The organism is Bartonella quintana (assembly GCF_009936175.1).
Classification (GTDB): domain Bacteria; phylum Pseudomonadota; class Alphaproteobacteria; order Rhizobiales; family Rhizobiaceae; genus Bartonella; species Bartonella quintana.
In genome coordinates, this window is record NZ_AP019773.1 from 575,760 (window position 1) to 595,138 (window position 19,379).

Sequence of the window (19,379 nt, forward strand, 5' to 3'; positions counted from 1 at the left end):
ATGGGCTTCGTTCGAAGATATCTTTTTTTGGAGAAGTGTTTAAGTTTTGCAATTTATTATGTATGATAGTATCAATTTTTAGAGTTATACTTCTGTGAGTTAAAGAACTGGAGACGTTTTATGGCATCAGCGGCAGAGCAATTTGCTTCCAATATGAGCTTCGGTACTTTTTCGCGTGCAACTGAATTAAAGAAGCGCATTTGGTTTACTCTAGGAGCACTTCTTGTGTATCGTTTTGGTACATATATCTCTCTTCCTGGTATTAATATCGATGCTTTACGGCAAACATTTGAACATCATGCATCTGGTGTTTTAGGGTTATTTAATATGTTTGCTGGAGGTGCTGTTGGGCGCATGGCAATTTTCGCACTAGGGATTATGCCTTATATATCTGCGTCAATTATTGTACAATTGCTAACTTCAATTATCCCTTCGTTGGAATCTCTCAAAAAAGAGGGTGAATTAGGTCGTAAAATTATTAATCAGTATACTCGCTACGTAACAGTGGTACTGGCGGTTTTGCAAGCATTTGGTATCGCGGTTGCTCTTGAAACGGGTATAGGAATAGGGCTTAAAATTGTTGTAGAGCCCGGTTTCATGTTCCGTATTTCTTCTGTTATTACACTTGTTGGTGGGACGATGTTTTTAATGTGGCTTGGCGAACAAATCACGTCACGCGGTGTTGGTAATGGGGTTTCTCTTATTATTTTTACAGGTATTGTGGCTAATCTTCCTTCTACTTTTGCTCAACTTTTGACTGCTCATAGCCAAGCTGATTTATCAACTTTTTTGTTAACAATAATCGTTCTTATTGCGATTTCTGTTATCGCAGTTATTGTCTTTGTAGAACGTGCACAACGGCGCATCCTTATTCAGTATCCCAAACGTCAGGTTGGTAACCAGATATTTCAAGGTGATATGTCACATCTTCCTTTAAAACTGAATACCGCTGGTGTTATTCCACCAATTTTTGCTTCATCTTTGTTATTGTTACCTGCAACTGTTAATAATTTTTCTGATAAAATGCCGCAATGGGTTCAGGCTGTTTCTTATTCTCTTGGTCATGGGCAGCCACTTTATATGATTATCTATGCCATTTTGATGGCGTTTTTTTGCTTTTTTTATACCGCCATTGTGTTTAATCCAAACGATACAGCAGATCAGTTAAAGAAGCATTCTGGCTTTATTCCAGGGATTCGCCCTGGGGAGCGCACAGCTGAATATATTGATTATGTTTTAACGCGTATTACTGTTGTAGGAGCGATTTATATTATTTTGGTTTGTTTGTTACCTGAATTTATCATATCGGCATTACAGGTTCCTTTTTATCTTGGGGGGACTTCTTTGTTGATTGTTGTTACTGTTACGCTTGATACAGTTGCTCAAATTCAAGGGCATCTTGTTGCACACCAATATGAAGGTTTGATTAAAAAGTCAAAACTTCGTGGAGGTAAAAGGAACCGATGAGAGTTGTTTTTTTAGGGCCTCCTGGATCTGGAAAAGGTACACAAGCTAGGATGTTGACTGAGGAATATCGTATCCCTCAGTTATCAACAGGCGATATGTTGCGTGAAGTTATTAGCAGAGAAACGGAAGTTGGCAGAAAAGCTAAAGCTATTATAAATGCAGGTGCTTTGGTCTCTGATAGCATTGTTAATCAAATTGTATCGAATCGGATTAATGAAAGCGATTGCATAAACGGTTTTGTCTTGGATGGGTATCCGCGCACTGTAGGGCAGGCAGAGGTTTTGCAACAGATTTTACAGTCAAAAAATATGCAGCTTGACGCTGTTATTGAGCTGATTGTTGATGAAAATGCGTTGATTGAGCGAATGAAGAAACGTGTTCAGGAAACAATAGCTGTGGGTGGGCAGGTCCGCTCTGATGATAATCATGTTGCTTTTGCAAAACGATTAGTGGAATACCGTGAGAAAACAGCACCTTTATCGAAATTTTATTCAGAGAGGGGATTGTTAAAGGTTGTTGATGGCATGATGGCTGTTACTGAGGTATCACGGGTGATTAGAGGGTTTTTTAAATAAGGATTTTTTTTAGAAATAAATGAAAAGAGTTGACTTTTGCGGTGAAATCTATCAAAAACTCTTTTAATTTATTTCAGTAAAATAATCGGATTCGGAGAATATTTATGCCGGATCAGTTTTTTCTATAAGGTACATCAGGTATTTTATGGTTAATTATCAACATAACCAAGGAGAATAGGCGTGGCTCGTATTGCTGGCGTCAATATCCCGACAAATAAGCGTGTGGTTATTGCGCTTCAGTATATCCACGGGATTGGACCAAGATTTGCTCAAGAAATTACTAAAAAGGTTGGTATTCCAGTGGCACGTCGTGTGTGTGAACTTTCCGATGCGGAAGTATTGCAGATTCGTGAGGCGATAGATCAAGGTTATAAAGTTGAAGGCGATCTTCGCCGCGAGGTTGCGGTGAATGTTAAGCGTTTGATGGATCTTGGTTGCTATCGAGGATTACGTCATCGCCGTTCTTTACCTGTTCGTGGTCAGCGTACACATACAAACGCACGTACGCGTAAAGGGCCAGCTAAGGCAATTGCCGGTAAGAAAAAATAATAGTCTTTAAAAAAGACTGTTATTTTTTTAGATATTCTATTTCTTGTTGCAGTTGATTAGCAAGAGGAAAGTAGGTGTAACTGCTGATGTTACGGCAGTGAGGAGATCGTTGAAAGGAAAACTATGGCCAAGCAAGCCACACGTGTGCGTCGTCGCGAGCGCAAAAATATTTTATCCGGTGTTGTGCATATCAATTCAACATTTAACAATACAATGGTTACTATTACTGATGCTCAGGGAAATGCGATTGCGTGGTCGTCTGCTGGTGCTCAGGGTTTTAAAGGATCACGTAAATCTACCCCTTTTGCAGCTCAGGTTGCCGCGGAAGATTGTGCTAGAAAAGCGCAGGAACATGGTATGCGTTCATTAGAAGTTGAGGTTTGTGGTCCTGGGGCAGGTCGTGAATCTGCTCTACGTGCGTTACAGTCTGTTGGTTTTGTTATTACTTCTATTCGTGATGTAACGCCAATTCCTCATAATGGATGTCGTCCACGGAAAAGGCGACGTGTTTAATTGGGTGTTGTTTTTCATTGTCGGAGGCTTCTCTGATGTTCACATTGGCCGTTACGATGAATGGTAGCGGAACTAAAGAACGGGAATAAAAATATGATCCAGAAAAACTGGCAGGAACTCATTAAACCCAATAAGGTTGAGTTTTGTACACATGATAATCCGAACATTTCGAGTGTGATTGTGGAGCCTCTTGAGCGTGGTTTTGGCTTAACGTTAGGGAATGCGCTTCGTCGTGTATTGTTGTCATCGCTTCGTGGTGCTGCAATTACTGCTGTGCAGATTGATGGTGTATTACACGAATTTTCATCAATTCCGGGTGTTCGTGAGGATGTTACAGATATTATTCTAAATATCAAAGAAATTGCACTTCGTATGCAAGAAGAGGGGCCTAAACGTGTCGTTGTTTGTAAAGAGGGCCCTGGTGTTGTAAGAGCTGGGGATATCAATACTGTTGGTGATATGGAAATTCTCAATCCAGAGCATGTTATCTGTACTCTTGATGAAGGTGCTGAGATTCGTATGGAATTTATTATCAATACAGGGAAAGGTTATATTCCCTCTGATCGTAATTGTGTTGATGATGGGCGAATCGGTCTTATTCCAGTTGACAGTCTTTATTCTCCAATTCGTAAAGTATCTTATAAAGTAGAGAATACACGTGAAGGTCAAGTTCTGGATTATGATAAGTTAACGCTAACTATTGAAACCAATGGTGCTGTTAATGGAGAAGATGCTGTTGCCTTTGCAGCGCGTATTCTCCAGGATCAATTATCGTTGTTTGTCAATTTTGAAGAGCCACAGAAAGAAATTGTTGACGAGTCTGATTCAGAGCTTGCTTTTAACCCTGCGCTTCTCAAAAAAGTGGATGAGTTAGAACTTTCAGTTCGTTCGGCCAATTGTCTTAAGAATGATAATATTGTTTATATTGGTGATCTTATTCAAAAAACAGAATCTGAAATGCTTCGTACACCAAATTTTGGGCGCAAATCGTTAAATGAAATTAAAGAGGTTTTGGCATGTATGGGATTGCATCTCGGTATGGAAATTCCTACGTGGCCACCTGAAAACATTGATGATCTTGCTAAACGCTATGAAGATCAGTATTAAAATTAGAATTTAAGGAGAAGGTTTATGCGCCATAGTAAGTCAGGTCGCAAGTTGAACCGGACTGCCAGTCACCGTAAAGCGATGTTTGCAAATATGGCGATTTCGCTGATCGAGCATGAGCAGATTGTGACAACGCTTCCAAAAGCTAAGGAAATTCGTCCTATTGTTGAAAAGTTGGTTACGCTTGGTAAGCGTGGAGGTTTGCATGCACGTCGACAAGCAATTGCAGCGCTTCGTGATGTAGGGAAAGTTGCAAAGTTATTTGATACACTTGCACCGCGTTATGCATCGCGCAACGGTGGATATTTGCGTATTATAAAAGCGGGATTTCGTACTGGTGATAATGCACCTATGGCTGTTATAGAGTTTGTTGATCGTGATGTTGATGCGAAGGGTGCTGTAGACCGTGCGCGCGCAGAGAGCGCTGCAAATGAAAAAGAAGCTTCTTCTTTATAAGGTATTCTTTCTTTTGGATTTTTGAAGGCCGTCTTTCCAGGACGGTTTTTTTTATGTGCATTTTACAGCCAGTTTTATTCAAGAGATAAATATGGAAATAGTGTCACAAGATATTGAATTATTTTATTTTTATAATATTTGTTATTCAGATAGGTTGTTTTTATTCTTAATTATAAATATTAATGTAAATGCTTAGCTTATGGAGAATGAGGGAGGATCTTATCCTCTTTATTAGAGTAGGTTAGTTTTTTTTAAGGAGCGCGAGTCATGAGGCATTTTTTTGTGTTGGGACTTTTTTTTGCAATTATGGCACAAATATCGTTTCATTGTGTATATGCCCAAATTCCGCAAACGCGAAAAGAAATCACTCTTTCATTTGCTCCTTTAGTTAAAAAGACTATTCCGTCTGTTGTGAATATTTATGCAGCTCGGCAAATTAGAGCACGTTCACCTTTTGAGGGAGATCCTTTTTTTGAACAATTTTTTGGTCGTTATCAAAATAACCGACCTTTACGTAAGCAGTCGTCATTGGGGTCTGGGGTAATTGTTGATGCACGTGGTTTGATCGTTACAAATTACCATGTCATTAAAGATGCAAACGAAATTAAAGTTGCTCTTTCTGACGGGCGAGAGTTTGAGAGTAAAATCATGCTAAAAGATGAAGCAACTGATATTGCAGTGCTTGAAATTGATGCAAAGGGTGCTCAATTTCCTATTCTTCCTTTGGGAGATTCTGATACAGTTGAAGTTGGTGATCTTGTTCTTGCAATTGGTAATCCTTTTGGTGTTGGACAAACAGTTACAAGTGGTATTGTTTCAGCGCAAGCGCGTACACGTGTTGGTATTTCTGATTTTGACTTTTTTATTCAAACAGATGCTGCCATTAATCCAGGGAATTCTGGTGGAGCTTTGATTGATATGAAAGGACAATTAATCGGGATTAATACAGCTATTTATTCGCGCTCAGGTGGTTCTGTAGGGATTGGTTTTGCTATTCCGGCGAATCTTGTGAAAGTGATGCTTGATACTGTGAGACGCGGTGGGAAATATTTTGTACCACCTTATATTGGTGCGTCTTTCCAAAATGTTACACCTGATATTGCAGGTGGTTTAGGTCTAGAACGTCCTTATGGTGCTCTTGTTATTGAAATTATGAAAGACAGTCCGGCTGCAAAAGCTGGTTTGAAAGTAGGCGATGTTATTTTGGGTGTGCAAGGAATGCGCGTTGATAGTCCAGACAGTCTTGGATATCGCTTGATGACAGCTGGTATTGGGCACAGTCTTGTTTTAGAATATTTACGAAGTGGAAAAACTTTCCAAACGAAAATAACCGTTTCATCAATACCGGAATCTGCATTTTTAAAATCTGAAAAAATTATTGATGAAAGTCCTCTTTCTGGTGCTGAAGTATTGGATTTAACACCGCAAAATAGTCGACGTTTTCATCTTCCTAAATCTGCAAAAGGTGTTGTGATTACCAATCTTGATGAAATGAGCAATGCTGCTGGGATTTTTCGTCCTGGAGATATTTTGCGTGTTGTGAATGGCCATAAAATTCTAACAGTCAATCAGTTAAAAAAGGTCCTTATGCAAGGTCGTTCGCGTATTTGGCAATTGGAATATGAACGTGATGGTATGTACATTCGTCAATTTATTCGCTGAGGTTTTTTTTGAGTAAGGATTTTTTTACTTCGTCTTTTGATCTTCAGGTTAATAAAAAACGGCCGCTTCCAGAAAGAATGCGCCCTCGCTCTCTTAAAGATGTAACGGGACAAAATCATCTGCTTGGAGAGAAAGGTTTGCTTTCACGCATGGTGGTGGCTGGCTCAATTGGTTCGATGATTTTCTGGGGGCCTCCAGGAACAGGAAAAACGACAGTTGCACGTTTGTTAGCACTTGAAAAAAAATTCGCTTTTGAGCAAGTTTCTGCTATTTTCACTGGGGTTTCTGAGCTTAAGAAAATTTTTGAAGTTGCTCAAGCGCGTTTTATGTCTGGATGTAAAATGCTTTTGTTTGTCGATGAAATTCATCGCTTTAATCGTGCGCAACAGGATAGTTTTCTTCCGTTTATGGAGGATGGTACTGTAATTCTTATTGGTGCAACGACAGAAAACCCTTCATTTGAACTTAATGCTGCACTTCTTTCTCGCGCACGTGTTTTGACATTTCTTCCACATGACAATGAAAGTTTGAGTATGCTTTTGAAACGCGCTGAAAAAGTAGAAGGAAAGATTCTTCCCTTGGATGATGATGCCAGAGATGTGTTAATAGGAATGTCTGACGGTGATGCACGGGCAGCGTTAACATTGGCAGAGGAAGTTTGGTCTGTTGCACAGCCGGGTGAGATATTCGATGCTGGTACCTTGCAAAAAATTATTCAGCGTCGTGCTCCAATTTATGATAAGGGGCGAGATGGTCATTATAATCTCATTTCAGCCTTGCATAAATCCGTTCGTGGATCTGATCCTGATGCTGCTCTTTATTACTTAGCACGTATGTTTGACGCGGGGGAAGATCCTTTATACATTGGGCGAAGATTGGTTCGTATGGCTGTTGAAGATGTCGGTTTAGCAGATCCGCAAGCTCTTGTTATTTGTAATGCGGCAAAAGACGCTTATGATTATTTAGGATCACCTGAGGGAGAATTGGCTTTGGCGCAAGCGTGTCTTTATGTTGCAACTGCACCAAAATCAAATGCAACATATCTCGCGTATAAGGCAGCTATGCATAGTGCACGTAAAAATGGTTCTTTTCCTCCTCCTAGGCATATCCTTAATGCGCCTACAAAATTTATGAAAGAAGAAGGGTATGGGCATGGTTATCGCTATGATCATGATGAACCAGATGCTTTTTCAGGACAAGAATATTTTCCTGAACAGCTTGGGCAGCAGATCTATTATCAACCACGAGAACGGGGTTTTGAACGTGAGATTGCGAAGCGTCTTGAGTGGTGGAAGCAATTGCGCAAAAAGCGAGGCAATCAAAAGTGAAATTTTAATGGAGACAGTCTTTTTTATGTCCCTAAACTGATTACATCCGTTATAGGGTTGTAATCCTAACGATCTTAGTTATGTCTAAAACGAGTATTATTTTTCGTAAAGCAAAAAATTTTCCTTTTTATATAACCAAATATTCATATACGCAAAATGCAATTTTAAGCAATATTTATCCAGCTGTAATCCGCGTGGGCTGCTCTGTATTTATAGTTTCCGCAGTTGCATGCGGTGTAGTATGGTTTTGATTGTGTTGAATTTTTCCTCCTCAATAGCGGAGGATGAATGAAGGGGCGTGTTCTTTTAAATACTTATCAAAAGGACTATGTATAAAGCATCGTGTTAAAATTAAATTGTTTCTTTTCGAGAGGAAAGATATAAGTATATCGAATTTCTCTCCTTTGTAGGGAGGTGTTTTATTGAAGTGTATTTTGTGTGATAAGGTAAGGAACAGCAACTTTTTTATCATGAGAATGGGCTATCTTAGACATAATGTAGGAATAGGAATGAAAATAGTCTGTGAAAATCTAAACTCAAGACTTTAGTTAAGTTAAAATAACAGTGTACAGTGGAATTAGATTATTGTGGTCAGTTAAGGATATAATCGTGGATAAAACAAAAGCTCTCGATGCTGCTCTCTCACAAATTGAACGTTCTTTTGGTAAAGGCTCAATTATGCGTCTTGGGCAAAAAGAGCAGGTTGTTGAAATTGAAACAATCCCAACTGGTTCATTATCTTTGGATATTGCTTTGGGTGTTGGTGGATTACCGAAGGGGCGTATTGTTGAAATTTATGGACCAGAAAGTTCTGGAAAAACAACATTAGCTCTTCATGCTATTGCTGAAGCACAAAAAAATGGTGGGGTTTGCGCTTTTATTGATGCGGAGCACGCTCTTGATCCTATTTATGCGCGTAAACTTGGTGTTGATTTAGAGAACTTGTTCATTTCTCAGCCAGATACCGGTGAACAGGCATTGGAAATTACCGAGACACTTGTTCGTTCTGGTGCAGTTGATGTACTCGTTGTTGATTCCGTAGCCGCTTTGACGCCGCGTGCGGAAATTGATGGTGAAATGGGTGATGCTTTGCCCGGATTGCAAGCTCGGTTGATGAGCAAAGCTTTGCGAAAATTAACCGCATCGATTTTCCGCTCTAACTGTATGGTGATCTTTATTAACCAAATTCGTATGAAAATTGGGGTGATGTTTGGTTCTCCTGAAACGACAACAGGCGGAAACGCTTTAAAGTTTTATGCTTCTGTTCGTTTGGACATTCGCCGCGTTGGCTCCATTAAAGATCGGGATATGATTGTTGGTAACCAGACACGTGTTAAAGTGGTCAAAAATAAATTGGCGCCTCCATTTAAACAGGTTGAGTTTGACATTATTTATGGTGAAGGTATTTCTAAATTAGGTGAGTTGATTGATTTAGGTGTCAAAGTTGGCATTGTGGAAAAGTCAGGTTCGTGGTTCTCTTATAATTCTCAGCGTTTAGGACAAGGGCGAGAAAATGCGAAGCAGTTTTTACGCGAACACGCAGAGATAGCAACAGAGATCGAAACGGCTTTGCGTCAAAATGCTGGTTTGATTGCGATTGAGTTGTTAGAAAATGCAGGATCAGAAAATACAGAAAGCGATGAAGCAATTTGATGGCGTATTTGTTTGGATGTAATTCCTTCATTTGAAATTTTTTCTGTTTTTATTTGTTAGAGTTTTTAAATATAAAACCGCTTACTTCTCAACCTTTTTGAAAAAACATTTCACTTTTTGATTAAATTGACTCCACGTGCGGCACAGAAGATATTTAATGAGAGGTGATTTTGCTTCTATAGTTTTATACTTTACTCTGCAGGTGTCAATATGAATAGTGTTAATAGTATCCGGTCAACTTTCTTGGATTATTTTCATCTTAATGGGCATAAAGTTCTTTCTTCTAGCCCACTTGTTCCACGTAACGATCCCACACTCATGTTTACAAATGCAGGAATGGTGCAGTTTAAAAATGTTTTTACTGGACTTGAACAGCGTCCTTGTAAACAGGCAACAACTGCACAAAAATGTGTCCGTGTGGGGGGAAAGCATAATGATCTTGATAATGTTGGCTATACGGCACGCCATCATACATTTTTTGAAATGTTGGGTAATTTTTCTTTCAGTGATTATTTCAAAGAAGAAGCGATTTTTTTGTCATGGAATCTTTTAACGAAAGAATTTTGTCTTCCAAAGGATAAATTGTTGGTGACAGTTTATCATAGTGATGATGTCGCTGCTGAACTGTGGCGTAAAATTTCAAATCTTTCAGACGAAAAAATTGTCCGTATTGCGACAGTTGATAATTTTTGGGCGATGGGGGAGACAGGACCTTGTGGTCCTTGTTCCGAGATTTTTTATGATCATGGTGATGAAATTTGGGGAGGACCTCCTGGCAGTGCGAATGAAGGTGGTGATCGCTTTATTGAGATTTGGAATCTTGTCTTTATGCAGTATGAGCAGGTAAGCAAGGAAGAGCGTGTTGAATTGCCTCATCCTTCTATTGATACAGGTATGGGATTAGAGCGCATTGCTGCTGTTTTGCAAGGTGTTCACGATAATTACGATATTGATCTTTTTCGTGCGTTAATTGGTGCGTCACAAGAGATAACAGGGGTTGAGGCAACGGGTGATTTTATTGCGAGTCATCGTGTGATTTCTGATCATCTTCGCTCATGTGCATTTTTGATTGCTGATGGTGTTCTTCCGTCCAATGAAGGAAGGGGATATGTTTTACGTCGTATTATGCGTCGTGCTATGCGTCATGCGCATTTTCTTGGTGTTAAAGAACCATTGATGTGGCGTCTTTTGCCTGCTTTAGTTCGCGAAATGGGACAAGCCTATCCTGAATTGGTGCGTGCTGAATCTTTGATTTCAGAAACTTTGAAGTTAGAAGAGATGCGTTTTCGTAAAACTCTTGAACGAGGGCTTGGTTTGTTGAACGAAGCAAGTAGCAATCTTAAAGAAGGGGATCATTTTAATGGTGAAATCGCTTTCAAGCTTTATGATACCTATGGTTTTCCGCTCGATTTGACGCAGGATGCTCTTCGATGTCGTGGAATATCTGTTGATGTTGATGCTTTTGATAAAGCGATGCAACGTCAGAAAACGGAAGCGCGTGCCAATTGGTCTGGTTCTGGTGAAGCTGTAACAGAGACAATCTGGTTTGCTATCCGTGATCGAGTGGGAGCTACAGAATTTTTGGGTTATGAAATAGAAAAAGCTGAAGGCATTATTACAGCTCTTATTTGTGATGGTAAAGTTGTTGATCATATTTCTTCAGGACAGAAAGCTATTCTTGTTGTTAATCAAACACCTTTTTATGGTGAATCTGGTGGGCAGATTGGTGATAGTGGTATCATTTCTAGTGGGTGTTTTGTTTTTGAAGTGCATGATACCCAGAGAAAGAGTAATGGTGTTTTTATCCATATTGGAGAAGTTAAATCTGGTCAGGCAAAGACATTTGAGTGTGTAGAATTAACTGTAGATGTTATTCGTCGTCAAAAAATCCGTGCGAACCATTCTGCTACCCACTTATTACACGAAGCTTTACGCCAAATATTGGGACCTCATATTACACAAAAAGGTTCTCTTGTATTGCCAGATCGGTTGCGTTTTGATTTTTCTCATCCAAAATCCGTTTCTTCAGAAGAACTGAAGAAAATAGAGGATTTAGCAAATGACATTGTTTTGCAAAATAGTGAAGTAACAACACATCTCATGGCTCTGGATGATGCAATTTCTGAAGGAGCGATGGCATTATTTGGTGAAAAATATGGCGATGAGGTTCGCGTTGTTTCTATGGGGAACACGCTTGAACCGGAAGGACTAAAAAAGCGTTGGTCAATTGAGCTTTGTGGGGGCACGCATGTGGAGAGAACAGGGGATATCGGTCTAATTCATATCGTTTCTGAAAATTCTGTAGCGGCTGGAGTGCGTCGTATTGAAGCTTTAACAGGCACAGCTGCGCGCCTTTATCTTAATCGCCAAGATGAGAGAATCCGTGAAATTTCTAGCCTTTTAAAAACTGTTCCTGCTGATGTGGGAGAGCGTGTTAGTAATTTACTGCATGAGTATAATAGGCTTTCACAAGCATGTACTGAGTTACGCAAGAAAATTATATTGAGTGGTAATACGATAAAGAATAATCAAGAAGATATTACAATCATCAATGGTATTTCCTTTATGGGACGTGTTGTTAGAAATATTTTACCACGGGATCTTAAAGCATTAGTGGATGATGGAAAAAAACAAATTGGATCTGGAGTCGTTGCCGTCATAAGTGTTGCAGAGAATGGTAAAGGGAGTGCCGTTGTTGGGGTTACAGATGATTTAACGGATAAATTAAATGCTGTTGATCTCATTCATATTCTTTCAGATGTTCTTGGTGGTAAAGGTGGTGGTGGTCGTCCTAATATGGCACAGTCTGGTGGTCCTGAAGGGGATAAAGCTGTTGGTGCACTTGCAGCGTTAAAAGCTTCTCTTGAAAAAATTTGAAGACTAATTTTCTCTTTATTCTTGTTTTTTATATTGAGGAGATAACGTTTTCTGGGAACGCTTAATCTTGTATATACTATTGCAGCACTAAAAATGAATTACATCAATCCAACAAATCCCTTGATTCGCAGCGACGAAATATTCTTGCGATATTCACGTTGAGAGCGATTTTTTACGCGAGCTTATGAAAAGCGCTGTTCTATGATGCTATGGCTTCATGCAATGAGATCACGTTTTTATCTTCTCCTTTTATCGTTGGTTGATCGATTATCAAACCACCGGCTTTTAAGAGTTTATAGAAGCGCCCACCTTTATCGATCAATTCTTGAAAATTTCCTTTTTCAATTAAGTGGCCATTTTCTAGAAAGAGGACAAGATCAGCATGACGAATTGTTGAAAGACGATGGGCTATAATAAAAGTGGTGCGGTTATGGCTTATGCAATCAAGAGCATCTTTAACGCGTGCTTCTGTTTCGACATCAAGAGCACTTGTTGCTTCATCCAGAATGAGAATGGGTGCATTTTTTAAAACAGCGCGTGCGATTGCTAATCGCTGTTTCTCTCCGCCTGACAATTGAGAACCTCGCTCACCAACCATTGTATTGTAACGATCGGTTTTTTTTAAAATAAAATCATGTGCAGCTGCTATTTTTGCTGCTTCATAAAGTTCTTCATTTGTTGCGGTTGCTCTCCCTATCAAGATGTTGTCGTGAATACTACGGTTGAAAAGACCAGCGTCTTGAAACACTGTTGCTAGAGATTTTCGTAAGGATTCACGATTAATAGAGCGTATATTTATTCCGTCAATGGAGATATGTCCAAATGTAGGTTCGTATACGCGCTGCAACAAATTGATTAATGTTGTTTTTCCAGCACCTGTTGGTCCTACAATCGCAACAGTTTGTCCTGTTTTAACCTTAAATGAGATGTCAAAAACACCTTGAGAAGAATTTGGAAATTTATACGTAACATGGTGGAATTGTACTGTGCCTTTAACATTTTGGAGGCAAGGTAGATTTTCAGGTTCATTGATATGAAAGGTTGAGTCTTCCATTGAAAAGAATTCTTGTAGTTTTGCTTGTGAGGATACGGTTAAATTAATGAAATTGCTCATTTGATCAAGACGGCTAATCATTAATTGTGCAAATCCAACAAAAGCAACAACTTCACCTACGCGTAATTGGCCTTTTGCTACAAAAAAAGCTCCAAGCAGAAGGACACAAACGATTGAAATGGTTGAGGCTGTTCGGTTTAAACCACTTGCAAGAGCCCACCAATTGAGAACAGGATTTTGTGCTTTAAGAAGATCGTTTGTATAGTTATGCAGTGCTGAGGTTTCTTCCCTTATTCGGTTATAGCTTTGTACAATAGAAACGTTAGAAATTGAATCACTAACATGTTGAAAGAGATTATGATGATAGCATTCTACAGCGGCTTGACCGTCTTTTGTTTTTCGCATCACTAAACGTGCAATGAGTACATAGATGATGGCAAGCACAACCAAGACTATTGAAAGACGCCAATTCATGTTAAAGGCTATGGGGATGAGAATGAATAATGCAACAAGAGTTGAGAGATGCTGACGCATAAAATCAAGCCATATGGCTGACATGGAATCTATAGCTCGCAAGAGGATATGGAGAGCATTAGAAGTTCCACGCTGTTGATGCCAGCTTAAGGGCATAGCAATGATACGTTCGAAAGATTCGGTTAAAACGGCTAAGCGGTGTCTATGTGTTAAGCGATCAGCACTGCGAGCAACAAGGACATAAGCAATAATATGAGAAATACCAAAACATACCCAAATTGTGAGGGTAAGGATAATTGCTGATTTTTCTGCAATCGAGTCAATGACACGTCCAAATAAAATAGGTTCTGCAATGGTGATAATAGCCAACATAACGTTAGCGGCACAGATTAAAAGAGAAGCATTTTTTTCTTTCTTTAGGTATGTGAGGACACGAGCATAGGCTTTAAATAGGGACACAGACGATTATCTCCAATAACTATCACAAGTATAAAGGTTACTATTTTTTAGTTATCTTTGAGCTAATAAAATTTAAACAGGAAGAAAATGCAAATTTGAATACTGATTGTAATGTAATGTGATAAAGCTAATTTTTAGGATATGGATTTTTGTGTTTATAAAGATAGGACGTAAAAATAGATCAATAAAATTAATGGCAAGGGAACTCTGTCATGGCAGGCGTAGAAATAAAAAAGGTTGAGGCAGATGAAAGCGGAATGCGCTTAGATCGCTGGTTTAAAGTGTATTATCCAGCACTTGGGTTTGGATATTTACAAAAGTTGCTACGTTCTGGCCAGATAAGGGTGGATGGTGGGCGTGTTAAAGCCGATACGCGTCTCCTCATAGGACAAGTTGTGCGGGTTCCACCTTTACTTGTTGATGAAAAGGAGGGTCTTCCTGTAACGGATAAAATAATTCGTGAGCAGGATGACAGAGTCATTTTGAAAAAAATGCTGCTCTATGAAGATTCCAAAATTTTTGTTTTTAATAAGCCTGCGGGGTTAGCTGTACAAGGTGGTTCTGGTTTAACGCGTCATTTTGATAGTATGCTTGAGGTGTGGCGCAATAAAAAAGGTGAAAAACCGCGTTTGGTTCATCGTCTTGATCGTGAGACATCAGGTGTGCTCATTGTTGCACGCTCAAGGGGGGCTGCACAGATTTTAACTGCTGCTTTTAGAGCGCGAGAAACGAAAAAGACTTATTGGGCTTTGGTTCGGGGAGTGCCTAAAAAAAAGCAGGATAAAATTTCAACATGGGTAGTTAAGGACATCACTGCACAAGGTGATAAAATGCGTGTTTGTGAGCATGGAGAGCCAGATTCTAACCATGCAGTTTCCTACTATCGTGTTTTAGATACCCGAGGGCGGGCTCTTTCGTGGCTTGAAATGGAACCTTATACAGGGAGAACACATCAGCTACGTGTGCATGCTGCCTATATGGATAACCCTATTATTGGAGATTCAAAATATTTTTTTTCTGATAGCAATTGGAAGTTACCAAGAGGAATACAAAATCGACTTCATCTTCATGCACGCCGGATTCGTATCCCGCATCCTTCAGGCGGGATATTAGATATTGTCGCACCTTTACCGCCTCATATGGTACAAAGCTTTAATCTTCTGGCTTTTAATGAAATGGATGGTGATAAAGAATAGTGGAAAAAGTTTCGCAGCTTGTTTTTTTGATCTGTACAAATTTTGTATATGGACTTGATGAGATGCATACGTGCATAGCTTATTATGAATGATAGCTGATTGGTAAGCAATCGTCATTAAGGTATTATATTTTTTAGTTATGACTTTTTTGAGAATATTATTACAAATTCTTTTTTTACAGTTTCTTTATCCCATTATACCGTAAAACCTTGTTGTTTAGGGCAGTAATGGAAGGTGCGCGTTCGACTTCGCTAATGAGGTGTTTTTTTGTTTTTGGAGATATTGACAAATAATCGATGCTAATAAATCGGGAGCTTTCAATATTGCACCCCTGTTTTTTTAATAAAAGGAATAGTTTCAACAAAACGACGGTGAAGGTTTCTAATCGCTCATGCAAATTCCAGAAACTTTCCTCAATAAACCGGAAATCCTTTGTCAATTTTTTCTACTGATGTAAGACTTCTCTCTGGTAATGTTTGTTTTTTACAAAGAAACGTTACCATTTCTCTGCTTTTTAATTTTAAGTCTTATTAAGATGTACAGAACCTAGAAAAATCAATAGATTTGTTGAAAATATCAGAGGTAAAAAAATATGCGTGAAATTTTTGATCATTTTGATATGTCATTGAATAAAAAAAATAATTCTATTCGGAAGACTCAAAAGCTTTCATGCCAGCCACTTCAGAAGCGATTTTATAAGGAAGTGAAAATTTCCTGCGAGGAGGGAGGCTTTTCTGTATTTTTGGACGGATGTTCAGTTAAAACGCCAGCAAAGCGGCATTTTCTTGTGCCAACAGAAGTGTTTGCTGCATTCGTGGCGCAAGAATTTAAGAGCCAAAAAGAAGTTATTGATCCAACGAAAATGCCAATGACACGCCTTGTTAACACCGTTATTGATGGCATAGCTGATGATATGCAGGTTGTTTTTGAAGATTTATTGCGTTTTGTTGCATGCGATATGATTTTTTATCGCGCACAAACACCAAAAGAGCTGGTGCAACGACAATGTGAACAGTGGGATCCTTTACTGGATTGGGCAGAAGAAAAACTTGGTTCACGTTTTCATTTGGCAGAAGGTCTTATGCATATTGAACAACCATGGGAAGCTATTCAAGCAGTGAGCAATTATTTACGTAAAGTTGAATCTCCTTATATGCTTGCTGCACTTCATACAATGACAACTTTAACGGGCTCAGCTCTCATTGCTCTTGCTGTTGCTGGCGGAAAAGTTGATTCGGATCATGCTTGGAATATTGCACATTTGGATGAAAATTGGATGATGGAACAATGGGGAGCCGATGAGGAAACAATGGCGCGCCGGGCTTATAAGAAAGCTGAGTTTAATGCAGCAGCTACAATCATTACAACTTGCTTATAAAGCCAAATTTTCTTCTGTTTATGCGCATCGCTCCTTTTCCAAATCACAGTATTTTTGTGATTTTTCGAGGATTAATTTTTATTTTTTCAAGTCCTGGAAATGCTTCACTGGTTATACTTAAAATTGTTTTGTCGTTACCACGGATAAAATACCATTGGTTATTGGAAAGAAGAGCAATAACCTCAGTTTGAATAGAGCGTTTTTTTCCAGCATTTGTTGTGGTTACAAACTGCACAGGTATAACGAAATAAGGGATACCATTATCAAGTTTGCCTTCACGTTTTTGCTTTTGGTCGATTTGGATACTTTCAATCTTATAATTTTCTGCTAATTGTTCTATTTGGCTTTTCATAATTTGTTGAAATTGTGATTTGCTGAGATTCTTTTTTGTAGTCAAACTGTCGATGATTTGGGGAGGGATAGCATTTAAAATGGCATTGGCGTCGGCATTTTGAAGTGCTTTACTGTAAGCAAAAGCAGCCTTTTCAAAAGCTGTAAGTTTTTGGCTTGTAATTGTATAAGCTTGAGTTATTGAGATAATAAAGGTAATGCATAAAAGAATAAGGAAAAGGGAACGAATTCGCAGCATTGGAAACCTTAATAATTGATTTGAAAAGATTCAACTAAACTTTATAAAGGAAAAACACATGAGCAAAAAGCCACTTGTGCCCTTTGATGAGAAAAATATCCACAAAAATGGAAATTTTTTATCTCCATTTTTTAATTGAAAAGAATAACTTATTTTTTAAACGGAATAGTACATATCAAATTCGATAGGATGTGGAGTTGTTTCGTAGCGCAAGACTTCTTGCATTTTTACTTGGATGAAAGAATTAATTTGATCATCATCAAAAACGTCACCAGCTTTAAGAAAGCGACGATCTTTATCGAGTTCTTCAAGTGCTTCGCGCAGACTTCCTGAGACCGTGGGAATTTCTTTGAGCTCTTTTGGTGGAAGATCATAAAGGTCTTTATCCATAGCATGGCCAGGATGAATTTTGTTTTTAATGCCATCAAGACCAGCCATTAAGAGTGCTGCAAACGCAAAATACGGATTTGCTGTTGGGTCTGGGAAACGAACTTCTACGCGTTTTGAATTTGGCGAAAAACCCATGGGAATACGGCAAGATGCAGAACGATTACGTGCGGAATAAGCAAGAAGGACAGGAGCTTCGTAACCAGGAACCAAACGCTTATAGGAGTTTGTAGATGGATTGGTGAAGGCATTGATTGCTTTTGCATGCTTAATGATACCACCGATAAAGAATAAGCAGGTTTCTGATAGTCCGGCATATTCATTTCCGGCAAAGATTGGTTTGCCATCTTTCCAGATGGACATGTGAACATGCATACCTGAGCCGTTATCACCGAAAACCGGTTTTGGCATGAAAGTTGCTGTTTTTCCGTAGCTTTTTGCTATTTGATGCACAACATATTTAAAAATTTGTATCTTATCAGCTTCACGAACGAGAGTATCAAAGCGAATACCCAATTCATGCTGGCCCGCAGCCACTTCGTGATGATGTTTCTCAACGCGAACACCCATATCTTTTAGTGCTGTCAGCATTTCAGAGCGTATATCTTGGCAGGAATCAACTGGAGGAACTGGAAGATATCCCCCCTTTATCCGTGGGCGATGGCCGAAATTACCTGTCTCATATTCAGTATCATCATTTGATGGAAACTCAGCTGAATCGAGTTTAAATCCTGTATTGTAAGGGTCAGTTTTATAGCGTACATCATCAAAGATAAAAAATTCTGCTTCTGGACCTACATTGATTGTATCTCCAATTCCTAAAGATTTCATATAAACTTCAGCTCTTTTGGCGATAGAACGAGGATCTCTGCGATAAAATTCTCCAGAAACAGGATCGAGCACATCACAAAATATGACCAAAGTTGATTGAGCAAAAAAAGGATCAATATGTGCTGTTTCTGGATCTGGCATCAAAACCATGTCGGATTCATTAATTGTTTTCCATCCAGAAATTGAAGAACCATCAAACAGAACACCATCATTAAATGTATCTTCACTGATTTCTGCATTATCGATTGTGACGTGATGCAATTTCCCTCTTGGATCAGTAAAGCGTAAATCGACAAAACGTATGTCATTGTCTGTAATTTTTTTAAGAATGTCTGATGCGGTTATCATATTCCATTTCCTTATTGGACTGAGGTGGATAAAAAAGGTGAAAAACTTTGTAGCTGTTAAAGAGCTTCGATTCCCGATTTGCCAGTACCAATACGAATGGCATTATCAATGGAAAAAACAAATATTTTTCCATCTCCAATATGCTTTGTTTGAGCTGCGTTACGTATTGCATCAATAGCTTGATCCAGCTTTTCATCGGTAACAACAATTTCAATTTTTACTTTAGGTAGAAAATCAACAACATATTTAGCACCGCGATAAAGTTCTGTATGCCCTTTTTGACGACCAAAACCCTTTGCTTCTGTTACTGTAATACCATGTAATCCAATTTTTTGAAGTGCTTCTTTCACTTCATCAAGTTTGAAAGGTTTTATAATGGCTTCAATCTTTTTCATGCTGAAATTATCTCCAACGCTATTTCGCCTTTTTAAACTACAGCACATTATATTGACAACTGTGAGATGTGCCAAAAGATA

16 protein-coding genes are annotated in these 19,379 nt (G+C 38.9%); 12 read left to right on the forward strand and 4 right to left on the reverse strand.

Going from position 1 to position 19,379, the window contains the following annotated elements:
• Nucleotides 1–120: 120 nt before the first annotated feature.
• The 10 genes from secY to alaS all read left to right on the forward strand — a co-directional run bounded on the left by secY (nt 121) and on the right by alaS (nt 12,187).
• Nucleotides 121–1,467, forward strand: a complete 1,347-nt coding sequence (secY, locus tag MF1_RS02290; protein ID WP_014924218.1) for a preprotein translocase subunit SecY — start codon at nt 121–123, stop codon at nt 1,465–1,467.
• Nucleotides 1,464–2,042, forward strand: coding sequence for an adenylate kinase (locus MF1_RS02295; RefSeq protein ID WP_011179532.1), 579 nt, complete (start codon nt 1,464–1,466; stop codon nt 2,040–2,042). Before secY ends, MF1_RS02295 begins: the two co-directional genes overlap by 4 nt.
• Nucleotides 2,043–2,222: 180 nt before the next feature.
• On the forward strand, nt 2,223–2,591 hold the full coding sequence (gene rpsM / locus MF1_RS02300) for a 30S ribosomal protein S13 (RefSeq protein ID WP_161510366.1): 369 nt from the start codon (nt 2,223–2,225) through the stop codon (nt 2,589–2,591).
• A 123-nt stretch (nt 2,592–2,714) separates the two neighbouring features.
• Nucleotides 2,715–3,104: a 30S ribosomal protein S11 gene (rpsK, locus tag MF1_RS02305; protein ID WP_014924216.1), complete on the forward strand. Its 390-nt coding sequence runs from the start codon at nt 2,715–2,717 to the stop codon at nt 3,102–3,104.
• 93 nt (nt 3,105–3,197) lie between these two features.
• Entirely contained in the window at nt 3,198–4,211 is a 1,014-nt protein-coding gene (locus tag MF1_RS02310) for a DNA-directed RNA polymerase subunit alpha (protein ID WP_161510367.1), read from the forward strand.
• A 24-nt stretch (nt 4,212–4,235) separates the two neighbouring features.
• Nucleotides 4,236–4,667: a 50S ribosomal protein L17 gene (gene rplQ, locus MF1_RS02315; protein ID WP_161510368.1), complete on the forward strand. Its 432-nt coding sequence runs from the start codon at nt 4,236–4,238 to the stop codon at nt 4,665–4,667.
• A 267-nt stretch (nt 4,668–4,934) separates the two neighbouring features.
• Nucleotides 4,935–6,329, forward strand: coding sequence for a DegQ family serine endoprotease (locus MF1_RS02320; RefSeq protein WP_161510369.1), 1,395 nt, complete (start codon nt 4,935–4,937; stop codon nt 6,327–6,329).
• An 8-nt stretch (nt 6,330–6,337) separates the two neighbouring features.
• A complete protein-coding gene (locus MF1_RS02325; RefSeq protein WP_014924212.1) occupies nt 6,338–7,657 on the forward strand; it encodes a replication-associated recombination protein A in 1,320 nt (439 codons plus the stop codon).
• Between the two features lie 609 nt (nt 7,658–8,266).
• The gene (gene recA, locus MF1_RS02330; RefSeq protein ID WP_014924211.1) at nt 8,267–9,310 is read left to right on the forward strand and encodes a recombinase RecA; all 1,044 of its coding nucleotides are present in this window, start codon (nt 8,267–8,269) and stop codon (nt 9,308–9,310) included.
• Nucleotides 9,311–9,520: 210 nt separating this feature from the next.
• Complete coding sequence (alaS, locus tag MF1_RS02335) at nt 9,521–12,187, forward strand: alanine--tRNA ligase (RefSeq protein WP_161510370.1); 2,667 nt, start codon at nt 9,521–9,523, stop codon at nt 12,185–12,187.
• Between the two features lie 199 nt (nt 12,188–12,386).
• On the opposite strand, the gene MF1_RS02340 is transcribed toward alaS, so the two are convergent.
• A complete protein-coding gene (locus tag MF1_RS02340; RefSeq protein ID WP_161510371.1) occupies nt 12,387–14,174 on the reverse strand; it encodes a glucan ABC transporter ATP-binding protein/ permease in 1,788 nt (595 codons plus the stop codon).
• Nucleotides 14,175–14,386: 212 nt separating this feature from the next.
• Here MF1_RS02340 and MF1_RS02345 point away from each other — a divergent pair, with 212 nt between their 5' ends.
• Together MF1_RS02345 and MF1_RS02350 are read left to right on the forward strand one after the other, a co-directional pair.
• Nucleotides 14,387–15,370: an RluA family pseudouridine synthase gene (locus MF1_RS02345; protein WP_161510372.1), complete on the forward strand. Its 984-nt coding sequence runs from the start codon at nt 14,387–14,389 to the stop codon at nt 15,368–15,370.
• A gap of 592 nt (nt 15,371–15,962) precedes the next feature.
• Entirely contained in the window at nt 15,963–16,748 is a 786-nt protein-coding gene (locus MF1_RS02350; protein ID WP_014924207.1) for an ATP12 family chaperone protein, read from the forward strand.
• Between the two features lie 43 nt (nt 16,749–16,791).
• On the opposite strand, the gene MF1_RS02355 is transcribed toward MF1_RS02350, so the two are convergent.
• The 3 genes from MF1_RS02355 to MF1_RS02365 all read right to left on the reverse strand — a co-directional run bounded on the left by MF1_RS02355 (nt 16,792) and on the right by MF1_RS02365 (nt 19,298).
• On the reverse strand, nt 16,792–17,337 hold the full coding sequence (locus tag MF1_RS02355) for a hypothetical protein (protein WP_161510373.1): 546 nt from the start codon (nt 17,335–17,337) through the stop codon (nt 16,792–16,794).
• A 156-nt stretch (nt 17,338–17,493) separates the two neighbouring features.
• Entirely contained in the window at nt 17,494–18,903 is a 1,410-nt protein-coding gene (gene glnA, locus MF1_RS02360) for a type I glutamate--ammonia ligase (RefSeq protein ID WP_014924205.1), read from the reverse strand.
• Between the two features lie 56 nt (nt 18,904–18,959).
• The gene (locus tag MF1_RS02365) at nt 18,960–19,298 is read right to left on the reverse strand and encodes a P-II family nitrogen regulator (protein ID WP_014924204.1); all 339 of its coding nucleotides are present in this window, start codon (nt 19,296–19,298) and stop codon (nt 18,960–18,962) included.
• Between the last annotated feature and the right edge of the window lie 81 nt (nt 19,299–19,379).